The following is a 17,726-nucleotide window of genomic DNA, read 5'->3' as shown; positions in this document are numbered from 1 at the left end:
TGCATTAAATGTTCAAAAAGTCTTTCCACTGTTCGATAAGTGCCATGAAATCCTCTATCCCACAACTTGCTGTACTTTCTGCATTGTAGAAGTCGAACTCACTTTCCATCTCGACATCATATTCATGGGCTAATGCGTTTTCTTGTACAAGAACTTCATCGCCCTGAATCATCAAGCTAATTTCCGTGCCTGTTAGGTTATGCTCCTGAGAAGGCGCTAAAAATGACTGCTCAATTAGCTTTTCAACTTGTGCAATCTTCATCGGATCTTTGCCAATTTCTTCTTGCAACCAGCGCCCTACAATCTCATGTCCCATGCTACATTTTACGTAGTACTCGCCCATCAACGTGTTACGAATGAATTCAAATTCCACCGAGATTGCCTATTTCGTATCAATTTGGTGCGAGTATAGCGAATTGCTCCCATAAAAAAAGCACCTCATGTGAGGTGCTTTTGAATTGTGCATTTCTGATTATGCCGGCTCTTGGAAGATCACTTCGTCCGCTTTCTTGGTGTATTGATCCATTTTATGGAAGTTCAAGTAGCGGTACGTATCCGTTGCCGTAGCGTCGATTTGCTTCGCGTATTCTAGGTATTCTTCTTTGGTTGGAATCTTACCTAGGATTGCACCTACTGCAGCTAGCTCAGCTGACGATAGGTAAACATTCGCACCAGTACCCAGACGGTTCGGGAAGTTACGCGTTGAAGTCGACATTACTGTTGATTTATCTGCAACACGCGCTTGGTTACCCATACAAAGTGAACACCCTGGCGTTTCAATACGCACCCCTGCACGTCCGAAGATACCGTAGTAGCCTTCTTCAATCAGTTGGTCTTTATCCATCTTTGTTGGTGGCGCTACCCAAAGGCGCGTCGCTAACTGGCCATTGAACTTATCAAGCAATTTACCTGCTGCGCGGAAGTGACCGATGTTCGTCATACAAGAACCGATGAACACTTCATCAATCGCTGTGCCTTGTACTTCAGACAACAAACGAGCGTCATCTGGGTCATTCGGTGCACATAGTACTGGCTCATTGATTTCAGCCATATCGATTTCAATCACATGTGCGTATTCAGCGTCTTTATCTGCTTGCATCAGCTCAGGGTTTGCTAGCCACTCTTGCATTGCAGTAATACGGCGCTCGATAGTACGGCGATCACCGTAGCCTTCAGAGATCATCCACTTCAGCATCACGATGTTAGAGTTTAAGTACTCTTCGATCGACTCTTGAGACAATTTCACAGTACAACCTGCCGCCGAACGCTCTGCAGATGCATCAGAAAGCTCAAATGCTTGCTCAACCGTTAGCGTTTCTAAGCCTTCAATCTCAAGGATACGGCCAGAAAATTCGTTGATCTTACCCGCTTTTTCTACCGTTAGTAGACCTTGCTGAATCGCGTAGTAAGGGATGGCATGAACAAGATCACGCAGTGTAATACCCGGTTGCATCTCACCTTTAAAACGAACCAAGATTGACTCTGGCATGTCTAGCGGCATAACGCCTGTCGCAGCTGCAAAGGCAACCAAGCCCGAGCCGGCTGGGAATGAAATACCCAGAGGGAAACGAGTATGTGAGTCACCACCCGTACCGACAGTATCCGGTAGTAGCATACGGTTTAGCCATGAGTGGATAATACCGTCACCAGGACGAAGAGATACACCACCGCGGTTCATAATAAAGTCCGGAAGTGTATGGTGAGTGTTAACGTCTACTGGTTTTGGATAAGCCGATGTGTGACAGAAAGACTGCATGACAAGATCAGCAGAGAAGCCGAGACACGCCAAGTCTTTAAGTTCATCACGAGTCATAGGGCCAGTAGTATCTTGCGAACCTACTGTCGTCATTTTCGGCTCACAGTAGGTTCCAGGACGGATGCCTTCTACGCCACATGCTTTACCAACCATTTTCTGTGCAAGCGTGTAACCCTTGCCAGAATCTGCGATTTCACCTGGTTTGCGGAATACGTCCGAAGGCTCAAGACCTAGCGATTGACGCGCTTTGTCTGTCAAACCACGACCGATGATCAATGGGATACGACCACCAGCACGAACTTCATCAATCAGTACTTCTGTTTTTAGCGAAAACTCAGCTAGAACCTCACCAGTTTCGTGGTTGCAAACTTTACCTTCATATGGGTAAACATCGATAACATCGCCCATGTTGAGCTTAGTTACGTCAACTTCGATTGGTAGTGCGCCAGCATCTTCCATTGTGTTAAAGAAGATAGGGGCAATTTTGCCACCAAGCACATACCCACCAGCTCGTTTGTTTGGAACGTAAGGGATATCATCACCCATAAACCAAAGCACTGAGTTGGTTGCAGATTTACGTGAAGAGCCAGTACCAACAACATCACCAACGTAAACCAATTGATGGCCTTTGTCTTTTAACTCTTCAATTTGCTTGATCGGGCCAATAGTACCCGGTTGATCAGGGTTTATTCCTTCACGCTCGTTTTTAAGCATCGCCAGTGCGTGTACTGGGATATCAGGGCGAGACCAAGCGTCAGGTGCAGGTGAAAGGTCATCCGTGTTCGTTTCACCTGTTACTTTAAATACGGTTAGAGTGACTTTTTCTTCAAGCTTAGGCTTAGAAAGGAACCACTCAGCATCAGCCCATGATTGAAGTACTTTCTGTGCATGCGCATTGCCTGCTTTCGCTTTCTCTTCTACGTCATAGAAAGCATCAAACATCAGCAGCGTATGAGACAGCGCTTTTACTGCGATCTCTGCCAGTGCTTCATCATCCAATAGCTCAACTAGCGGTTCGATGTTGTAACCACCTTGCATAGTGCCTAGCAGTTCAGCCGCTTTTTCACGACTCACTAATGGTGATTTAACTTCACCTTTTGCTACTGCTGTTAGGAAACCCGCTTTTACATAAGCAGCTTCATCAACACCTGGAGGGATACGGTTTTCAAGTAGGTCAAGAATGACTTCTTCTTCACCTTGCGGGGGATTTTTCAGAAGTTCTACAAGTCCAGCAACTTGTTCTGCGTCTAGCGGTTTAGGAACAACTCCTTCAGCAGCACGCTCTTCGACGTGTTTACGGTAGGCTTCAAGCACGACTTTTTCCTCTCATTGCGGTTCCTCCTCTATTATTACTATTGTTAAAGTAAAGGAGTGAACATCCTTGGAAACTTGGCTCTCCATTGCCCTTGTTTTCATTCAATTATGATTGAGAAACAGCGCCGTAGAGGCCAAACTGTGGGCAAAATAATAGCAAATTTAACCTTAAATTAAAATCTTATCATTTTGACCAACATAGCAACTTACGACTAAAGTTCTGCTAATTTTGACCAAATATGCCAAGTTTTTGCTTTCTCATACCCGATTAATTAAACGATGTTCCTACGATCAAATACACAGCATCCAAATCTTGCTCGGTACGACCGTATGCCAACATTATTGGTCCTATTGGTGAGTCAACACCAAAGAAGATGGAGCCAGCATTGTAAAGCGGCGCTTCGTTTAGTTTCAGATCATTATCAGACCAAACACCGCCATATTCGACCGATGCGCCCAGGTAGACTGGAGCTTCAAACAATCCGAAATCATTATCAAACCACTTATATCGGTACACCAAACTGCTGAAAAATAAGTTCTGTCCGATCAGGCTATTTCTTGGGATTCCCGATAGGCTTAAGAAGCCGCCCAACTCTCTGGGATCAAGCGGTAAAGATGAGTTTTTACTCTCTACAAAACTATATTCAGCATGTCCGACTAAAGTATGACGCTGATGACTCACTGCACCTTTAAATCGTGCAGAGATTTCATAAACGGTATCTTCAATAATTTTGTCAGTTTCTAAAAGGCTAACGCCTTGAGGACTTTGATCATGAGACACTAAATATTCGAGATCGACTAAAAGCCCACGAGTCGGAAATGCGAAATCATCAAGTGTATCTAGGCGATAATTGGCAAACAGGCCACGACGTTCAAAATCCAATTTACCAGCAGAAGCCAAAGTAGAAAGCTCAATATCTCCGGTTGAGTAGCGAGCGCCAAATCGAAGTTCTTGCCACAATGTGGGTTGGATACCTATCGCTAACTCTGTTGTAAAATCATCGTAAGTGACCGGAAAAAAGTCATTTACTGACTCTAAATCTGGTGCTTGAGGCTCTGTTAAAGGTAAGTTTCGGCTCTCACTACCATAGGAAATTCGCCCCGATACAAAAAGTTCTTGGCTAGATAAAACAGGGGAATACAACTCAGCTTCAATCAGCTTATCCGTGCCCATTTCTACGTTGAACGCCAACTCCGCGCCATGAGAGTTTAAATTGGTAAAGTTGGTCGATATTCCTATGCCGTACTGGCTATCTGTATCGAAGTCATCTTCAAGAAAAAATCGGAAGTTGAGATAATTAGGCCCCCACGACTTCTCGTTAACATCAAAAACCAACAATGTCTCACCATCAACCTCTTCAAAGTGATAAGTGATGAGCTCGAACCGATCTAACGCGTAGAGGTTTTCAACGGCTTTCTCAATTTCGGCCGTTGAAATACGACGTCCGGTTTCTAATTCAATACGATTCGTCAACAACACATCGCTGTAGTGCGTGTTATTAACAATCACTATGTCATCAACCACACGCTGATCGCCATAAATCAAAGTTTTACGAACTTCTTGTTTGCGATCGATGTATTTTTGATAGTCCGCATTGGACAAGCGCAACCCTTTCAGCTTGTCTTTTAACTGCTTGGTAATATCGTACCCAGCTTGAAAAGCCCAAGGCATTTTGTCGAACTCGACAGTTTCCATGGTGCCCACATTGGGACGAATATAGATATCTTGAGGTTCAAGCTCGTCCACTTGCTGTTGTGTACTACGACGAACGAGATAGTTAGAGAGTTGGTCCGCGACAGTAAACAGCCCCGTAAATTCATCTTCGGTTTTGTAGTCGGTGCTAATATCGACGGCAATAACGACATCAGCCCCCATGGCGCGAGCCACATCGACAGGCATGTTATTGACGACACCGCCATCGACAAGCATATGGCCATTGAGCTTATAGGGAGGAAGCGCTCCTGGTACAGACATGCTAGCCATCATGGCGTCCACAAGGTAACCATTGCCCAGTACGACTTCTTCTAGGGCAAGAATATCTGTCGCAACAGAACGATAGGGAATGGCAAGATCATCAAAAGAATCGAATCGCCCTAAGTTCCCTGTAGTCTCACGCAATACTCGCAACATGTTCTGGCCTTGCACCACACCCGTTGGTGCTCGTACCTCACCGAATCTTAAGCCGAGGTCGGTATTAATTTGATAGCGGTCTTCATACTCTTTGTCACGAACTCTACGTTGGCTACGGTCAACACGATCTCGATAACCGCTGCCCCAATCGACGGTGTAGATAAAACTCTCGATTTCATCAGCACTCATCCCCGTGGCATAAAGCCCACCCACATAGGCGCCCATACTGGTACCGGTCACAATATCCACAGGAATCTGCATTTCTTCCAATGCTTTTAAAACTCCAATGTGTGCCGCCCCTTTCGCTCCGCCACCAGCGAGCACAACCGCCACCTTTGGTCGAGGTTCCAAGTCATCCGTTTTTGTTAGAGAGTTTGCGAGGGAAACAGAAGGAGTGATCATCAAAAAGGTACTAACCCAAAGCGCAAAGTTGCGAACCGATGGGCTTGATAACAGCTTTTTGAACATTCACTTCTTCCTTTATTGAATATCTGATCAAGTAGGGCGTGCTAGCAGTACTGTACTAACACGCCCTAATATGTACTAAGAATTAATCAGATAAACAAGCTAATGTTGTTGATTTGGCGATGCTACCAATCAAATATGCTATTTAACCAGTTTGATTTCTTCTCACACTGTTGCTTTATCTGACCGGTTTTATCCCAAACCGGCAGTTTGTAATCACTACGGCAGTTCATTTCTAAACCTCCATCAGATGTAGGCTTGAACCCTAATGTGGTGATTTCTCTTGGCCATGGGAGCTCTAAGCGCTCAGGAATACGCTGCTTCAAGTACTCTGCGTACACTCGTAATGCACCACTCGACCCCGTTAGATTCACGGGTTTATTATCGTCACGGCCTAGCCAAATTGTCGTCACCTCACGACCATCAACACCGACAAACCAACTATCGCGGTTGTCATTACTGGTACCCGTTTTTCCTGCCAATGCAGCCCAACCAAACTGGCTTTGTAAGAAGCGGCCAGTGCCTTGAGCAACCCCTTGTTTCATCGCGTAGGTCGTTAGCCATGCAGCTTGTTCATCCACGGCTCTTGATGAACGAGGCAAGGATTGATACAGCACATTACCTTCCATATCCATGACTGAGCGCAGAGCGGTCAGTTTTGCACGCTTACCTGAATTCGTCAGAGTCTGATACATCTGTGCAACTTCGAATGGCGTCAAAGAAAACGAACCCAAAAACATCGAAGGCACTGGGCGAATTTCGTCTTTGTTCACGCCCAAACGCTCTAAAGTATTGGACACTTCAGGAATGCCAAGTGCCATACCTAAGCGCACGGTCGGTACGTTAAGTGATTTCGCTAAAGCAATGTAAAGTGGCACATCACCACGATATTTTCTATCGTAGTTGCGCGGCGTCCACACGTTACCTTTACTGCTCTTCAGACTTAACGGCGTGTCGTGTAGCGTCGTGCCTAGGTTGTATTTATCCGGTTGTTCTAGAGCCGTTAAGTAAATCGCTGGTTTCACTAAAGAACCAATCGGACGACTGGCATTGAGCGCGCGGTTAAAGCCTTCATAACCGACACGTTTACCACCTACCATCGCACGGATTTCACCACTATGGCGATCAACGGCCACAGCTGCGGCTTCTAACTCTTTACCACCCCGTTTAGCTAGTTCTGGGATCTTTTTCGCGATAGCTTGTTCCATTTTGCTTTGCGATACTGGGTCCAGAGACGTAAATACGCGCAGTCCGGTCTCTGCCTTAAATCGCTCCCCAACTTTTTCTTTTAATTCAATACTCAATTGTTGGAAATAAGCTGGCTGACGGCTCGCAATACGTGGCTTGCTTTGCGTATCGAGTGGACGACTTACAGCTTGTTCATACTGCTCTGAAGTCAACATGTTTTGCTGCATTAACAGGCGCAGAACGAGATCACGACGCTCTTTCGTTCTCTCAGGGTAACGAATTGGGTTGTAGTAAGACGGTCCTTTTACCATCCCAACTAACATCGCCAATTGATCGATTCGCAACTCCTGAATTGGCTGCCCAAAATAGTAACGCGACGCCAAGCCAAACCCGTGGATCGCTTCACCTCCACTTTGACCTAGGTACACTTCGTTTAGGTAGGCTTCTAAGATACGATCTTTGCTGTAACGGTAATCCAAAATTAGCGCGATATACGCTTCTCGAACTTTACGCCACAGTGTTTTATCACGAGTCAAAAACAGGTTTTTTGCCAATTGCTGAGTCAGCGTACTACCACCTTGAACAGTACGACCCGCCTTAATGTTCGCAACCAATGCACGTGCAATCGCGAGCGGTGACACCCCGTCATGTTGATAAAAATCCCGGTCTTCGGTCGCAAGCAGTGCATCCACCAAAATTTCAGGGAACTGATCACGACGTAAGAAAAGGCGCTGTTCATCACGGTCTTTCTCCAGCATGCCCAACATCTTCGGTTCTAGGCGCAAGTAACCAAGGTCTCCTCGAGATTCTAAAGACTGAATACGTTGCAAGCCGGAATCAGAGAAATGCAGCATAATGTGACGATCCGGCTCGGGACCATCGGCAAACTCGAATGGACGACGAATCAATTCAATCCGAGTGGAAGAAGAGGAATATTCACCTGGGTAACGAGGTTGACTCACTTTACGGTAATTCAACACATCTAGCTCGTTGCGCAGTTCTTGGATGGTGATATTCTCACCAGGGCTTAGATTCAAGATACGGGCATAAACCACCGTTGGCAGCTCAAACAGCTGGCCTTCAAAGCGTTCTTTCACCACACTATCTAAGTAAATCCCAACAAACAGCAAAACAGCGGCAAGTGCAACGCCAGCTTTCCAGCTAAACGACCACAGAACTTTCAACCACGAACGTTTCTCGTTAGTCGGCTTTTTACTCGGCGTACGTCGAGTCTGTTTTGCGGTTCCTTTATTGGTTGTACTTTTCTTCGCTGGCGCTTTTTTCGCGCTAGGCTTCTTGCTGTCAGTCATTATTCAATTGTCTTTTTGTTTTCGTTGTTGCTACATGATTGGCAGGATCATCTGGCCAAACGTGTTTTGGGTAGCGCCCTTTCATCTCTTTTTGAACGTCTTTGTAGCTTCCGTTCCAGAAAGCCGCCAAGTCCGACGTTACTTGCAATGGACGTTGTGCCGGTGAAAGCAGTTCAAGCACCAAACGCTTGCGGCCAAGAGCCACCGTTGGGGAACCACTCTCCCCAAATACTTCTTGCATACGCACCGATAATATCGGCTCGTGGCCATATTGGTAACGGATACGCTTCTTTGAACCTGTGGGTAGTTGGTAATGCTCAGGTAACCATTCATCCAGTTGTTGATTGAGTGGCCAACCTAATAGAGCATTAAGCGCTTCGACCAAGTTTATCTTGCTCAGGTCTTTAACCGAGCTGACAGACGTCATGTATGGTTCTAACCACTCCTCTAATGAATCCAGCAAACTGGCTTCATCAAACACTGGCCATGACTGCTCAGGTAACCATTCCACCGCACAACGAATCCGAGCCAACAAGCTCTCCGCTGCCGGTGTCCAGTTTAGACTCTGTAAGCCCTGGCGGCGGACATACGTGAGTAAAGCTTGTGTCATTTTTTCTTTGCCCAGGCTTGGCAACGGCTCGCGTTCAACGACCAGCAGACCGAGTTTTGTTTGTCGCTCAGCTATTAGACGGCCTCTTTTTTCATCCCAGTCCACTACTTCTTCAGACGAAAATAGCGTATCAAAGGTCGTTCGCAATATATTGACATCCAATTCACATGCCGAATGAATTTGACTTGAGTTAGAATGAGAACGCATTAAGTCAACGGCAACCAAATACTCACAGCCACCTAGCATGTCTTCCTGACGACATTCTGCACCATGACCATTAGCCAAAGTAAATCGCCCAAATTGATTTGTGCGCTGCTGCGCAATGCGATCTGGAAATGCCAAACTTAACACCAGCGGTAATGCATCTTCATCCACGCCTTTCAGGTCAAATACCGTATCCAATTTGTACGCTAGAGATTGAGCACGCTTGAACAACATCGACTTTTTTGGATGAGTACCAACAAGCCAACGATGCAAGCTATGAGCGATATTGGTAACACTCCTCTCTGGCTCTTCAATCAGTGCGACCGCCGCCAAAGCAGCATTTAACATCTTATCACTGTAAGATTGCGCTTTAATTAGCATCGCAGCCGCACGAGGCTCAACGCCTAGTTCATGCGCCTGTTTTCCTTCGGACGTTAATTGCCCTTTTTCCGTCAGTAGTCCCAATGACACCAATAGCTGCTTCGCTTGTTCCAATGACGCATTAGCTGGAACATCAAGCCACTTTAGATCGTGGATATCACTCGCTCCCCAAAAGGCAAGCTCCATAACTAAACTAGCCAAATCGGAATGCAAAATTTCGGGTTGGGGAACCAGCGGTTGCTGCTTGAACTGGCTTTCAGAATAAAGACGAACACAAATGCCCTCTTCTATTCGTCCCGCTCGTCCTGCACGCTGAATCGCTGAAGACTGTGCAATGCGTGTTTGCTCTAAGCGTGTTAAACCGTTTTTCAAATCAAAGCGGGCAACACGCTCTAACCCAGAATCAACGACGAGGCGAATGCCTTCAATCGTTAGTGAAGTTTCTGCAATGTTGGTCGCTAGAACGACTTTACGCTTACCTTGTTCTGCTGGCGTAATCGCTTTTTGTTGATCTGCAAAACTCAGTTGACCATAAAGTGGGCATACGTCGATATCATCCGCTAAATGAGACAACCGCTCTTCAACTTGTTTTATGGCACCAACACCCGGTAGGAAAGCTAACAAAGATCCAGACTCTTTGTTCATAAGACTTTCTATTGTTTTTGCCATACTCGTAGGTAAATGCTCGTTCACACCTAACGGCTGGTAGCGCATTGCCACATCAAAGCTCCGCCCTTCAGATTCAATGTAACTGGCTTCCGGCAACAACGATTGTAATGCTTGTTGGTCAAGCGTTGCCGACATTACCACCAGCTTGAGATCGTCTCGCAATGCCTCTTGAACTTCTAAACTGAATGCCAAAGCGGTATCGGCATGAATGCTGCGTTCATGAAACTCATCAAAGATCAGTAGATCAACCCCATCCAGTTCAGGGTCAGTTTGAATCATCCGAGTCATGATCCCTTCGGTTACGATCTCCAGCTGCGTTGCTGAGCTTACCTTTGCCTCACCACGGACTCGATAACCCACGCGTTGACCTACATGCTCTCCCAATTGCTCAGCAAGATAACGGGCAATGTTACGCGCCGCGAGTCGTCTTGGCTCAAGCATGACGATTTTTCTAGCCACCGAATGATTTAAGAGTAACTGCAAAGGGAAGTAAGTCGACTTACCGGCACCAGGCGCCGCTTTTAAGATCACTTGATGTTGATTTTTGACCGCCGTCAGCAACTCAGGCATCACGGCTTCAATCGGCAATTGTGACAAAGAAAATACCTTATGGTGTAATGGTGGCAACATTGTACATAAAAAATTTTTTGTCTAAATAAGCAAATGCATTTCACACCCGCTTTAGAGTCCGCCACTCTACTCAAACGTTATAAACGCTTTCTTGCCGATATCGAGCTCGATACTGGTGAAATCCGTACAATCCACTGCGCAAATACAGGTGCAATGACGGGTTGTGCAACGCCCGGAAACAAGGTTTGGTTTTCTACTTCCGACAACCCGAAACGAAAATACCCCAATAGTTGGGAGTTGAGTGAAACCGAACAAGGCCACCGTATTTGTATCAATACCGCGCGCGCCAATCAATTAGCCGTAGAGGCTATTGAAAATAATGTCATTTCAGAGCTTTGTGGTTATGACACACTTCAAACTGAGGTGAAATACGGCAATGAAAATAGCCGAATTGATATCTTGCTCAGCGCAGACGACAAGCCAAAGTGCTATATAGAAGTGAAAAGCGTCACTCTTCTTGATGAGACCGACTCTACTGGACAAGGATACTTCCCAGATGCGGTCACGACTCGGGGACAAAAACACCTGAGAGAGCTCACAGAAATGGCACAAAATGGAAGTAGAGCCATACTTTTATTCACTGTTTTACATTCAGGTATTGAAAAAGTATCCGCGGCGCACCATATAGACGCGAAATATTCACTATTACTCAAACAAGCACAAGACGCTGGAGTGGAAGTTCTCTGCTACAAAGCTGAACTGAGCGATACTGGAATGAAGCTGATTTCCGCTATTGATTTTATCAATTAAGAGAAAAAATGATGTCGTCTTCACATTGACGATAACTTTGCGATTCAGTATTTGCTTGCACCGCCTCTTTTTGCTATAGATACCCGCCTTAAATTGACTGCGTAGCAGTTGACTAGGTGTAAGTAGGAGATGCTGTATGCCAGAATCAAAGAAGAAAACGATAGGCATCCTAGCCATTGCCGGCGTGGAGCCATATCAGGAAAAACCTGGTGAAGAGTACATGTCACCAGAGCAGGTTGAACACTTTACGAAAATCTTAACAGCTTGGCGCGACCAGCTAAGAGCTGAAGTGGATCGTACTGTTCACCACATGCAGGACGAAGCAGCAAACTTCCCAGATCCAGTTGACCGCGCCTCTCAAGAGGAAGAGTTCAGCCTAGAACTGCGTAACCGTGACCGCGAACGCCGTTTGATCAAGAAGATTGAAAAGACTTTGGATAAAATCAAAGAAGACGATTTTGGCTTCTGTGAGTCTTGTGGCGTAGAGATTGGCGTTCGCCGTCTTGAAGCACGTCCAACCGCTGACCTTTGTATTGACTGTAAAACACTTGCAGAAATCAAAGAGAAGCAAATGCAAGGTTAATCACCAAGCATTATGATTGTTGAAGGGAGCTCAGGCTCCCTTTTTGTTTTGGCTATCTTCGCACCCTATTTGTTTACTAAATTCGAGATACACGCATGACACGCTATGTAGGTCGATTCGCCCCATCTCCTTCTGGTCCACTGCATTTTGGTTCACTGATTGCCGCTCTTGGCAGTTATTTTCAAGCGAAAGCACAAAACGGAGCTTGGTTAGTACGTATTGAGGACTTAGACCCACCAAGAGAAATGCCAGGTGCAGCGCAACTTATCCTAGAGGCACTCAAGGCCTATCAGCTGCATTGGGATGGAGAAGTGGTATACCAGAGCGAACGTCACGACCTTTACCAAGCTCAAATAAACAAATGGCTCGAAAATGGGGAAGCCTATTATTGCCAATGTACTCGTAAGCAAATTAAAGAGCATGGCGGTTTTTATCCTGGCACTTGCCGCGATAAAAACTTGAAAGACGGCGCGATTCGCCTAAAAATGACCAAGCCTGTCGCTCATTTCCTCGACCAAAAGCGGGGAACCATTACTATTCCAGAGCAACTCGTTAATGAAGATTTCATTATTAAACGTCGAGATGGATTATTTGCTTATAATCTTGCGGTAGTATTGGACGACATCGACCAAGGCGTCACAGAAGTCGTGCGAGGTGCAGACTTAATCGAGCCGACAGGGCGTCAAATTAGCCTGTACCAAATACTTGGTCAGCCAGAAGTTAGCTACTTGCATTTACCATTGGCGATGGACAACAACGGCAATAAATTGTCGAAACAAAATCACGCGACGGCTATTGATATAGATACACCAAAACCTACTCTATTGCGCGCCATGACATTTTTAGGTTTCGAGATACCTGAAACCGTAAGGGCGGCCAACATAGAAGATATTCTTAGTTGGGGCTGCGAAAACTGGCGGTTGGAACAGCTTCCAGCAGAGATCGAGATCACACCGTGATTCTCAAATGGCATTGTGTAGGCTATCATTAGCCGAAAATTAGGCCCTAGAGGCGTATAAAACTAACCAAAGCAAGATTGGATTAAACCCAGTTATTGCCAGATGCACATGAATACAAACGACTATACACCAAGCGAACCTGCCACAATTCCAGAGCTCGCTCTCAATGTAATAACTCGTGAAGAGCACAACATTTCGCGTAAGCAGATCAGTGATAATGCGCTGAAGGTACTGTACCGCCTAAATGGTGCTGGTTTCGATGCTTTTCTTGTGGGTGGCGGGGTTCGAGACTTACTGCTTGGACAAAAACCAAAAGATTTTGACATTGCGACCAACGCAACGCCGGAACAGATCAAACAGCTATTTCGTAACTGCCGTTTGATTGGTCGCCGCTTCCGCTTGGCTCATATTATGTTTGGCCGAGACATCATTGAGGTTGCGACATTCCGTGGTCACCACCAAGAGCAAAAGAATAAGAGCATTTCTCAGCAATCAAAAGAGGGTATGCTGCTGCGTGACAACGTCTACGGCACCATCGATGAAGATGCTGAGCGCCGTGATTTCACGATTAACTCGATGTACTACAACATCGCAGATTACTCGATTCACGACTACGCACGTGGTATTGAAGATTTAGAAGATCGCCTAATTCGACTTATTGGTGAGCCAGAAACACGCTACCGTGAAGACCCTGTGCGCATGCTGCGTGCGGTTCGTTTCGCGGTAAAACTAGACTTTGATATTGAAGAAGACACCGCAGCGCCAATCGAACACATGGCACCGTTGCTCGGTGACATTCCGTCAGCGCGTCTTTTTGAAGAGTCACTCAAATTATTGCAATCCGGTCATGGCTTAGAAACCTACCACCTACTGCGTGAGTACAACCTATTCCAGCAACTATTCCCGACGATTGCAGCGCACTTTACAGAAGATTACTCCTCTCACACTGAGCAGATGTTGGATCTTGTCCTAGATTCTACCGACATGCGCATCGAAGATGGGAAACGCATCAATCCAGCATTTATGTTTGCTGCAATGCTGTGGTACCCACTGTGTGCGAAAGCCGATGAACTGATGGAAGAGCGCAACTTAGGCCATTACGACGCCATTATGGAAGCGAGCAACATCATTCTTGACGAGCAAGTTCGCACAATTGCCATTCCAAGACGCCACACCGCAACCATTCGCGAGATTTGGCAGTTACAGCTTCGTCTTCCACGACGTAACGGTAAACGCGCATTCCGTCTTATGGAGCTCAATAAATTTAGAGCTGGCTTTGATTTTCTTGAAATGCGCGGTGAAATTGAAGGTGGTGACACTCAGAAGCTTGCCAAGTGGTGGGAAACTTTTCAAAATGCAGGCCGAGAAATGCGTCAAGCAATGGCTGCCGACTTAGACGGTCAATCACCGAAAACAGGCCAGCGCCGCCGTAAAACTTATCGCAAGAAAAAGAGTAAGCCCAAATCATGATTACAGCGTACATTGCGGTAGGCAGTAACTTGGCTGATCCTGTCAGCCAAGCGAAGCAAGCGATTGAAGCATTAAAAACGCTGCCTAAATCAGAGTTTGTTCAAGCTTCTTCGCTATACAGCAGCACGCCAATGGGGCCACAAAACCAACCGGATTACATCAATGCGGTTGTGTCTATTAACACCAGTTTGACGCCTATTGAATTGCTCAATTGCACACAAGCTATAGAGCAAGAACAAGGGCGTGTCCGTAAAGACGAACGCTGGGGACCAAGAACCTTGGACCTCGACATTGTGCTTTATGGCAATGAGGTGATTAATTCCGAGAGGCTGATCGTTCCTCATTATGGAATGAAAGAGCGTGAATTCGTACTCTACCCTCTTGCGGAAATTGCACCAAGTTTACAACTCCCTGATGGGACCGAGGTCTCTAAACTACTGGAACAAGTAGATAGAAACGGCCTCAGTATCTGGCAGTCATAGCCAACTCCTAGTAAGGATAAAACCATGAAAAAAATGACCATCAACGACCTAATCAAGTGGAAGCAAGAAGGTCGTAAATTTGCTACTTCAACCGCTTATGATGCGAGCTTTGCCCAACTGTTTGAAAGCCAAGAAATGCCAGTACTTCTTGTCGGTGATTCTCTAGGTATGGTTTTGCAAGGTCACAACGATACTCTACCAGTAACGGTCGATGATATCGCTTACCATACTCGTTGCGTACGCGCTGGTAGCCCAAATTGTTTGTTGATGGCAGACATGCCATTCATGAGCTACACCACCCCAGAGCAAGCTTGCGAAAATGCGGCTAAACTGATGCGTGCTGGTGCCAATATGGTAAAAATTGAAGGTGGTGACTGGCTTGTCGACACGGTGAAAATGCTCACTGAACGATCAGTTCCAGTTTGTGCTCATCTTGGTTTAACTCCTCAAGCTGTTAATATTTTTGGTGGTTACAAAATCCAAGGTCGCGATCAAGAAAAAGCAGACCGCATGGTAAAAGACGCATTAGCGCTGCAAGAAGCAGGCGCTCAAATCGTCTTACTAGAATGCGTACCAGCTGAGCTTGCTGAACGTATTACGCAAGTGCTTGACGTTCCTGTTATCGGTATTGGTGCAGGTAACGTAACAGATGGTCAAATTCTCGTAATGCATGATATGTTTGGTATTTCTGCCAACTACATGCCGAAATTCTCCAAAAACTTTCTTGCTGAAACAGGTGATATGCGCAAAGCCGTTACTAAATACATTGAAGATGTAGCCAACGGTGTATTCCCAGACGACGCTCATACCATTGCCTAGAGGATAAATGCATGCAAACTTTTGCGGAAATCTCAGCAGTTCGTGAACACCTTAAAACCTTTAAACGTGAAGGTCGTAAAGTGGCGTTTGTCCCTACCATGGGCAACCTTCACGAAGGCCACTTAACTTTAGTGCGTAAAGCACGCGAATACGCTGATATCGTTGTCGTAAGCATCTTTGTTAATCCGATGCAGTTTGATCGTGCTGACGATTTAAATAATTACCCACGCACGCTAGAGGAAGACTTAAGCAAGTTAACCTCTGAAGGGGTCGATGTGGTATTTACGCCAACACCAGAAGTTATCTACCCTGAAGGTCTGGATAAGCAAACCTTCGTCGATGTCCCTGGCCTATCAACAATTCTCGAAGGCGCGTCTCGACCAGGTCATTTCCGTGGCGTGACGACGATTGTGAATAAGCTGTTTAACATCGTACAACCGGATGTCGCGTGCTTCGGCGAGAAGGACTTCCAACAACTTGCTGTTATCCGCAAGATGGTTGATGACCTAGCAATGGACATTGAAATCATCGGTGTACCAACCGTACGTGAAATGGACGGTTTAGCAATGAGTTCACGCAATGGCTTGCTTACGCTGGACGAGCGTCAACGTGCTCCTGTACTTGCTCGTACAATGCGTTGGATCAGCAGTGCCATTCGCGGTGGCCGCGATGACTACGCATCGATCATCGAAGATGCAAGCGACCAACTTCGAGCTGCAGGTCTGCACCCTGATGAGATCTTCATTCGTGATGCTCGTACATTACAAGTGATCACACCAGAAACGACACAAGCTGTCATTCTGATGTCTGCGTTCCTAGGCAAAGCTCGTCTTATCGATAACCAAACGGTAGATATGGTTGTCGAAGCGAAGGAAGAAGCTGAATCTAACAATACAAACTCAGAGAGCGCAGAGTAAGCTCTGAGTCATAAAAGTAAAAAGGTCGACTCTTAGTCGACCTTTTTTATACTCTACGTATAGACGCAATCTAACCCTTCAGGGCGAGTTTTAAACCGCTTGTGCAGCCACATCCACGCTGGAATATCACGTTTTATCATTTTCTCAAGCTCTTGGTTCAAGATGCTTGCCGCTTTAACCGCATTACGTCTCTCGAAACGCTCGCTAATGTCTTTTCCAATGTACAGCGTGTAATGGTGATTTTTACTCACTGTAACGCCAGATATAACCGCGCACTTTGTTGCATCAATGAGAACACTAGACCCGACGGTACTCGCCGCTTGTTCAACAGCAAAAAACGGCGCAAAAACAGAATGGCTAACGCCATAATCATGGTCGGGCAAATACCAAAGTCGATGACCACTCTTCAGAACTTTGAGCATTGATTTCACGTCTTTTCGATCAATCATTTGATGTCCAAAACGAGTTCGACCTCGATGTTGAATAAACTCATAAGCAGGATTCGAATTTGGGCGATAAACGCCATAGCCTTGGGCAAACTGGCTAAAAATACGAGCGGTTATCTCCAAGTTTAAATGGTGACTGCACACCACCAACACACCACGTCCATTCTTTTCCTCAGCGAGTAAACGATCTTTTCCAACAATAGAGGTTATCCGACGTATCCGCCAATCTGGCCAAAACCAGGCGATACCGGTTTCGATGATCGCCATTCCAGTGTATTGAAAGTTTTTTCGTACTACGTCCTTACATTGCCAATCCGTAAAATCAGGGAAACATAGCTGGAGATTACGCAGAGCGATCTTGTGTCGGCGCTTCATTACATGCATCGCAATACAGCCGATGCTTCTACCTAAGATTCGTAATACTACGTATGGCAGTACATTAACAAGAATCGCTAAAGATCCAAATGCCAACCATACAGACCAATATTTGGGCTTAAGTAACTGATAGGAGAAAGGGGGCGGCGGGACAATATTCATAGGATCACTCATTTATTACAAATGATTGAAACCTACCATGATAAAAACCGAAAAATTGTATGGGTATGTATTGTTATGCACGCGAAAGAGCAGCATGAATCGCCG

13 protein-coding genes are annotated in these 17,726 nt (G+C 45.9%); 7 read left to right on the top strand and 6 right to left on the bottom strand.

Features of this window, described 5'->3' with window-relative positions; genetic code table 11:
- Positions 1 to 4 precede the first annotated feature (4 nt).
- From R7E51_RS12590 to hrpB, 5 genes are all read right to left on the bottom strand, one after another.
- Entirely contained in the window at positions 5 to 373 is a 369-nt protein-coding gene (locus tag R7E51_RS12590) for a YacL family protein (RefSeq protein WP_017820403.1), read from the bottom strand.
- 99 nt (positions 374 to 472) lie between these two features.
- Entirely contained in the window at positions 473 to 3,070 is a 2,598-nt protein-coding gene (acnB, locus tag R7E51_RS12585; protein WP_005380009.1) for a bifunctional aconitate hydratase 2/2-methylisocitrate dehydratase, read from the bottom strand.
- Positions 3,071 to 3,338: 268 nt separating this feature from the next.
- On the bottom strand, positions 3,339 to 5,669 hold the full coding sequence (locus R7E51_RS12580; protein WP_005380018.1) for a patatin-like phospholipase family protein: 2,331 nt from the start codon (positions 5,667 to 5,669) through the stop codon (positions 3,339 to 3,341).
- Positions 5,670 to 5,791: 122 nt separating this feature from the next.
- Complete coding sequence (gene mrcB, locus R7E51_RS12575; protein WP_005380020.1) at positions 5,792 to 8,164, bottom strand: penicillin-binding protein 1B; 2,373 nt, start codon at positions 8,162 to 8,164, stop codon at positions 5,792 to 5,794.
- Positions 8,157 to 10,625, bottom strand: a complete 2,469-nt coding sequence (hrpB, locus tag R7E51_RS12570; protein WP_206957701.1) for an ATP-dependent helicase HrpB — start codon at positions 10,623 to 10,625, stop codon at positions 8,157 to 8,159. The genes mrcB and hrpB overlap by 8 nt, the downstream gene beginning before the upstream one ends.
- Positions 10,626 to 10,691: 66 nt before the next feature.
- On the opposite strand from hrpB, the gene sfsA reads away from it, so the two are divergent.
- From sfsA to panC, 7 genes are all read left to right on the top strand, one after another.
- Positions 10,692 to 11,408, top strand: coding sequence for a DNA/RNA nuclease SfsA (gene sfsA / locus R7E51_RS12565; RefSeq protein ID WP_017635909.1), 717 nt, complete (start codon positions 10,692 to 10,694; stop codon positions 11,406 to 11,408).
- 136 nt (positions 11,409 to 11,544) lie between these two features.
- The gene (gene dksA, locus R7E51_RS12560) at positions 11,545 to 11,991 is read left to right on the top strand and encodes an RNA polymerase-binding protein DksA (protein WP_005386584.1); all 447 of its coding nucleotides are present in this window, start codon (positions 11,545 to 11,547) and stop codon (positions 11,989 to 11,991) included.
- A 95-nt stretch (positions 11,992 to 12,086) separates the two neighbouring features.
- Positions 12,087 to 12,950, top strand: coding sequence for a tRNA glutamyl-Q(34) synthetase GluQRS (gluQRS, locus tag R7E51_RS12555; RefSeq protein ID WP_042521350.1), 864 nt, complete (start codon positions 12,087 to 12,089; stop codon positions 12,948 to 12,950).
- A 102-nt stretch (positions 12,951 to 13,052) separates the two neighbouring features.
- Positions 13,053 to 14,420: a polynucleotide adenylyltransferase PcnB gene (pcnB, locus tag R7E51_RS12550; RefSeq protein WP_042521348.1), complete on the top strand. Its 1,368-nt coding sequence runs from the start codon at positions 13,053 to 13,055 to the stop codon at positions 14,418 to 14,420.
- Positions 14,417 to 14,902, top strand: a complete 486-nt coding sequence (gene folK, locus R7E51_RS12545; RefSeq protein ID WP_005380007.1) for a 2-amino-4-hydroxy-6-hydroxymethyldihydropteridine diphosphokinase — start codon at positions 14,417 to 14,419, stop codon at positions 14,900 to 14,902. Before pcnB ends, folK begins: the two co-directional genes overlap by 4 nt.
- Positions 14,903 to 14,926: 24 nt before the next feature.
- Positions 14,927 to 15,721 carry a 3-methyl-2-oxobutanoate hydroxymethyltransferase gene (panB, locus tag R7E51_RS12540; protein WP_005386592.1) on the top strand — a complete coding sequence of 265 codons (795 nt, stop codon included), beginning with the start codon at positions 14,927 to 14,929 and terminating at the stop codon, positions 15,719 to 15,721.
- Positions 15,722 to 15,732: 11 nt separating this feature from the next.
- Positions 15,733 to 16,638, top strand: a complete 906-nt coding sequence (gene panC, locus R7E51_RS12535) for a pantoate--beta-alanine ligase (protein WP_005380005.1) — start codon at positions 15,733 to 15,735, stop codon at positions 16,636 to 16,638.
- Positions 16,639 to 16,691: 53 nt separating this feature from the next.
- Here panC and R7E51_RS12530 read toward each other — a convergent pair whose 3' ends face one another.
- Positions 16,692 to 17,621 carry a Kdo(2)-lipid IV(A) acyltransferase gene (locus R7E51_RS12530; protein WP_137282350.1) on the bottom strand — a complete coding sequence of 310 codons (930 nt, stop codon included), beginning with the start codon at positions 17,619 to 17,621 and terminating at the stop codon, positions 16,692 to 16,694.
- Positions 17,622 to 17,726: the final 105 nt, after the last annotated feature.

This window comes from Vibrio sp. Vb1166 (genome assembly GCF_033338695.1).
In the GTDB taxonomy this organism is placed as follows: domain Bacteria; phylum Pseudomonadota; class Gammaproteobacteria; order Enterobacterales; family Vibrionaceae; genus Vibrio; species Vibrio alginolyticus.
The sequence above is the reverse complement of the archived record's forward strand: the minus strand, read 5'-3'. Positions and strand labels throughout refer to the sequence as shown.

Coding starts and splice junctions, on each gene's coding strand:
- R7E51_RS12580 (WP_005380018.1), bottom strand. CDS start 5,669: ATGTTCAAAAAGCTGTTATCAAGCCCATCGGTTCGCAACTTTGCGCTT.
- mrcB (WP_005380020.1), bottom strand. CDS start 8,164: ATGACTGACAGCAAGAAGCCTAGCGCGAAAAAAGCGCCAGCGAAGAAA.
- sfsA (WP_017635909.1), top strand. CDS start 10,692: ATGCATTTCACACCCGCTTTAGAGTCCGCCACTCTACTCAAACGTTAT.
- dksA (WP_005386584.1), top strand. CDS start 11,545: ATGCCAGAATCAAAGAAGAAAACGATAGGCATCCTAGCCATTGCCGGC.
- gluQRS (WP_042521350.1), top strand. CDS start 12,087: ATGACACGCTATGTAGGTCGATTCGCCCCATCTCCTTCTGGTCCACTG.
- pcnB (WP_042521348.1), top strand. CDS start 13,053: ATGCACATGAATACAAACGACTATACACCAAGCGAACCTGCCACAATT.
- folK (WP_005380007.1), top strand. CDS start 14,417: ATGATTACAGCGTACATTGCGGTAGGCAGTAACTTGGCTGATCCTGTC.
- panB (WP_005386592.1), top strand. CDS start 14,927: ATGAAAAAAATGACCATCAACGACCTAATCAAGTGGAAGCAAGAAGGT.
- panC (WP_005380005.1), top strand. CDS start 15,733: ATGCAAACTTTTGCGGAAATCTCAGCAGTTCGTGAACACCTTAAAACC.
- R7E51_RS12530 (WP_137282350.1), bottom strand. CDS start 17,621: ATGAATATTGTCCCGCCGCCCCCTTTCTCCTATCAGTTACTTAAGCCC.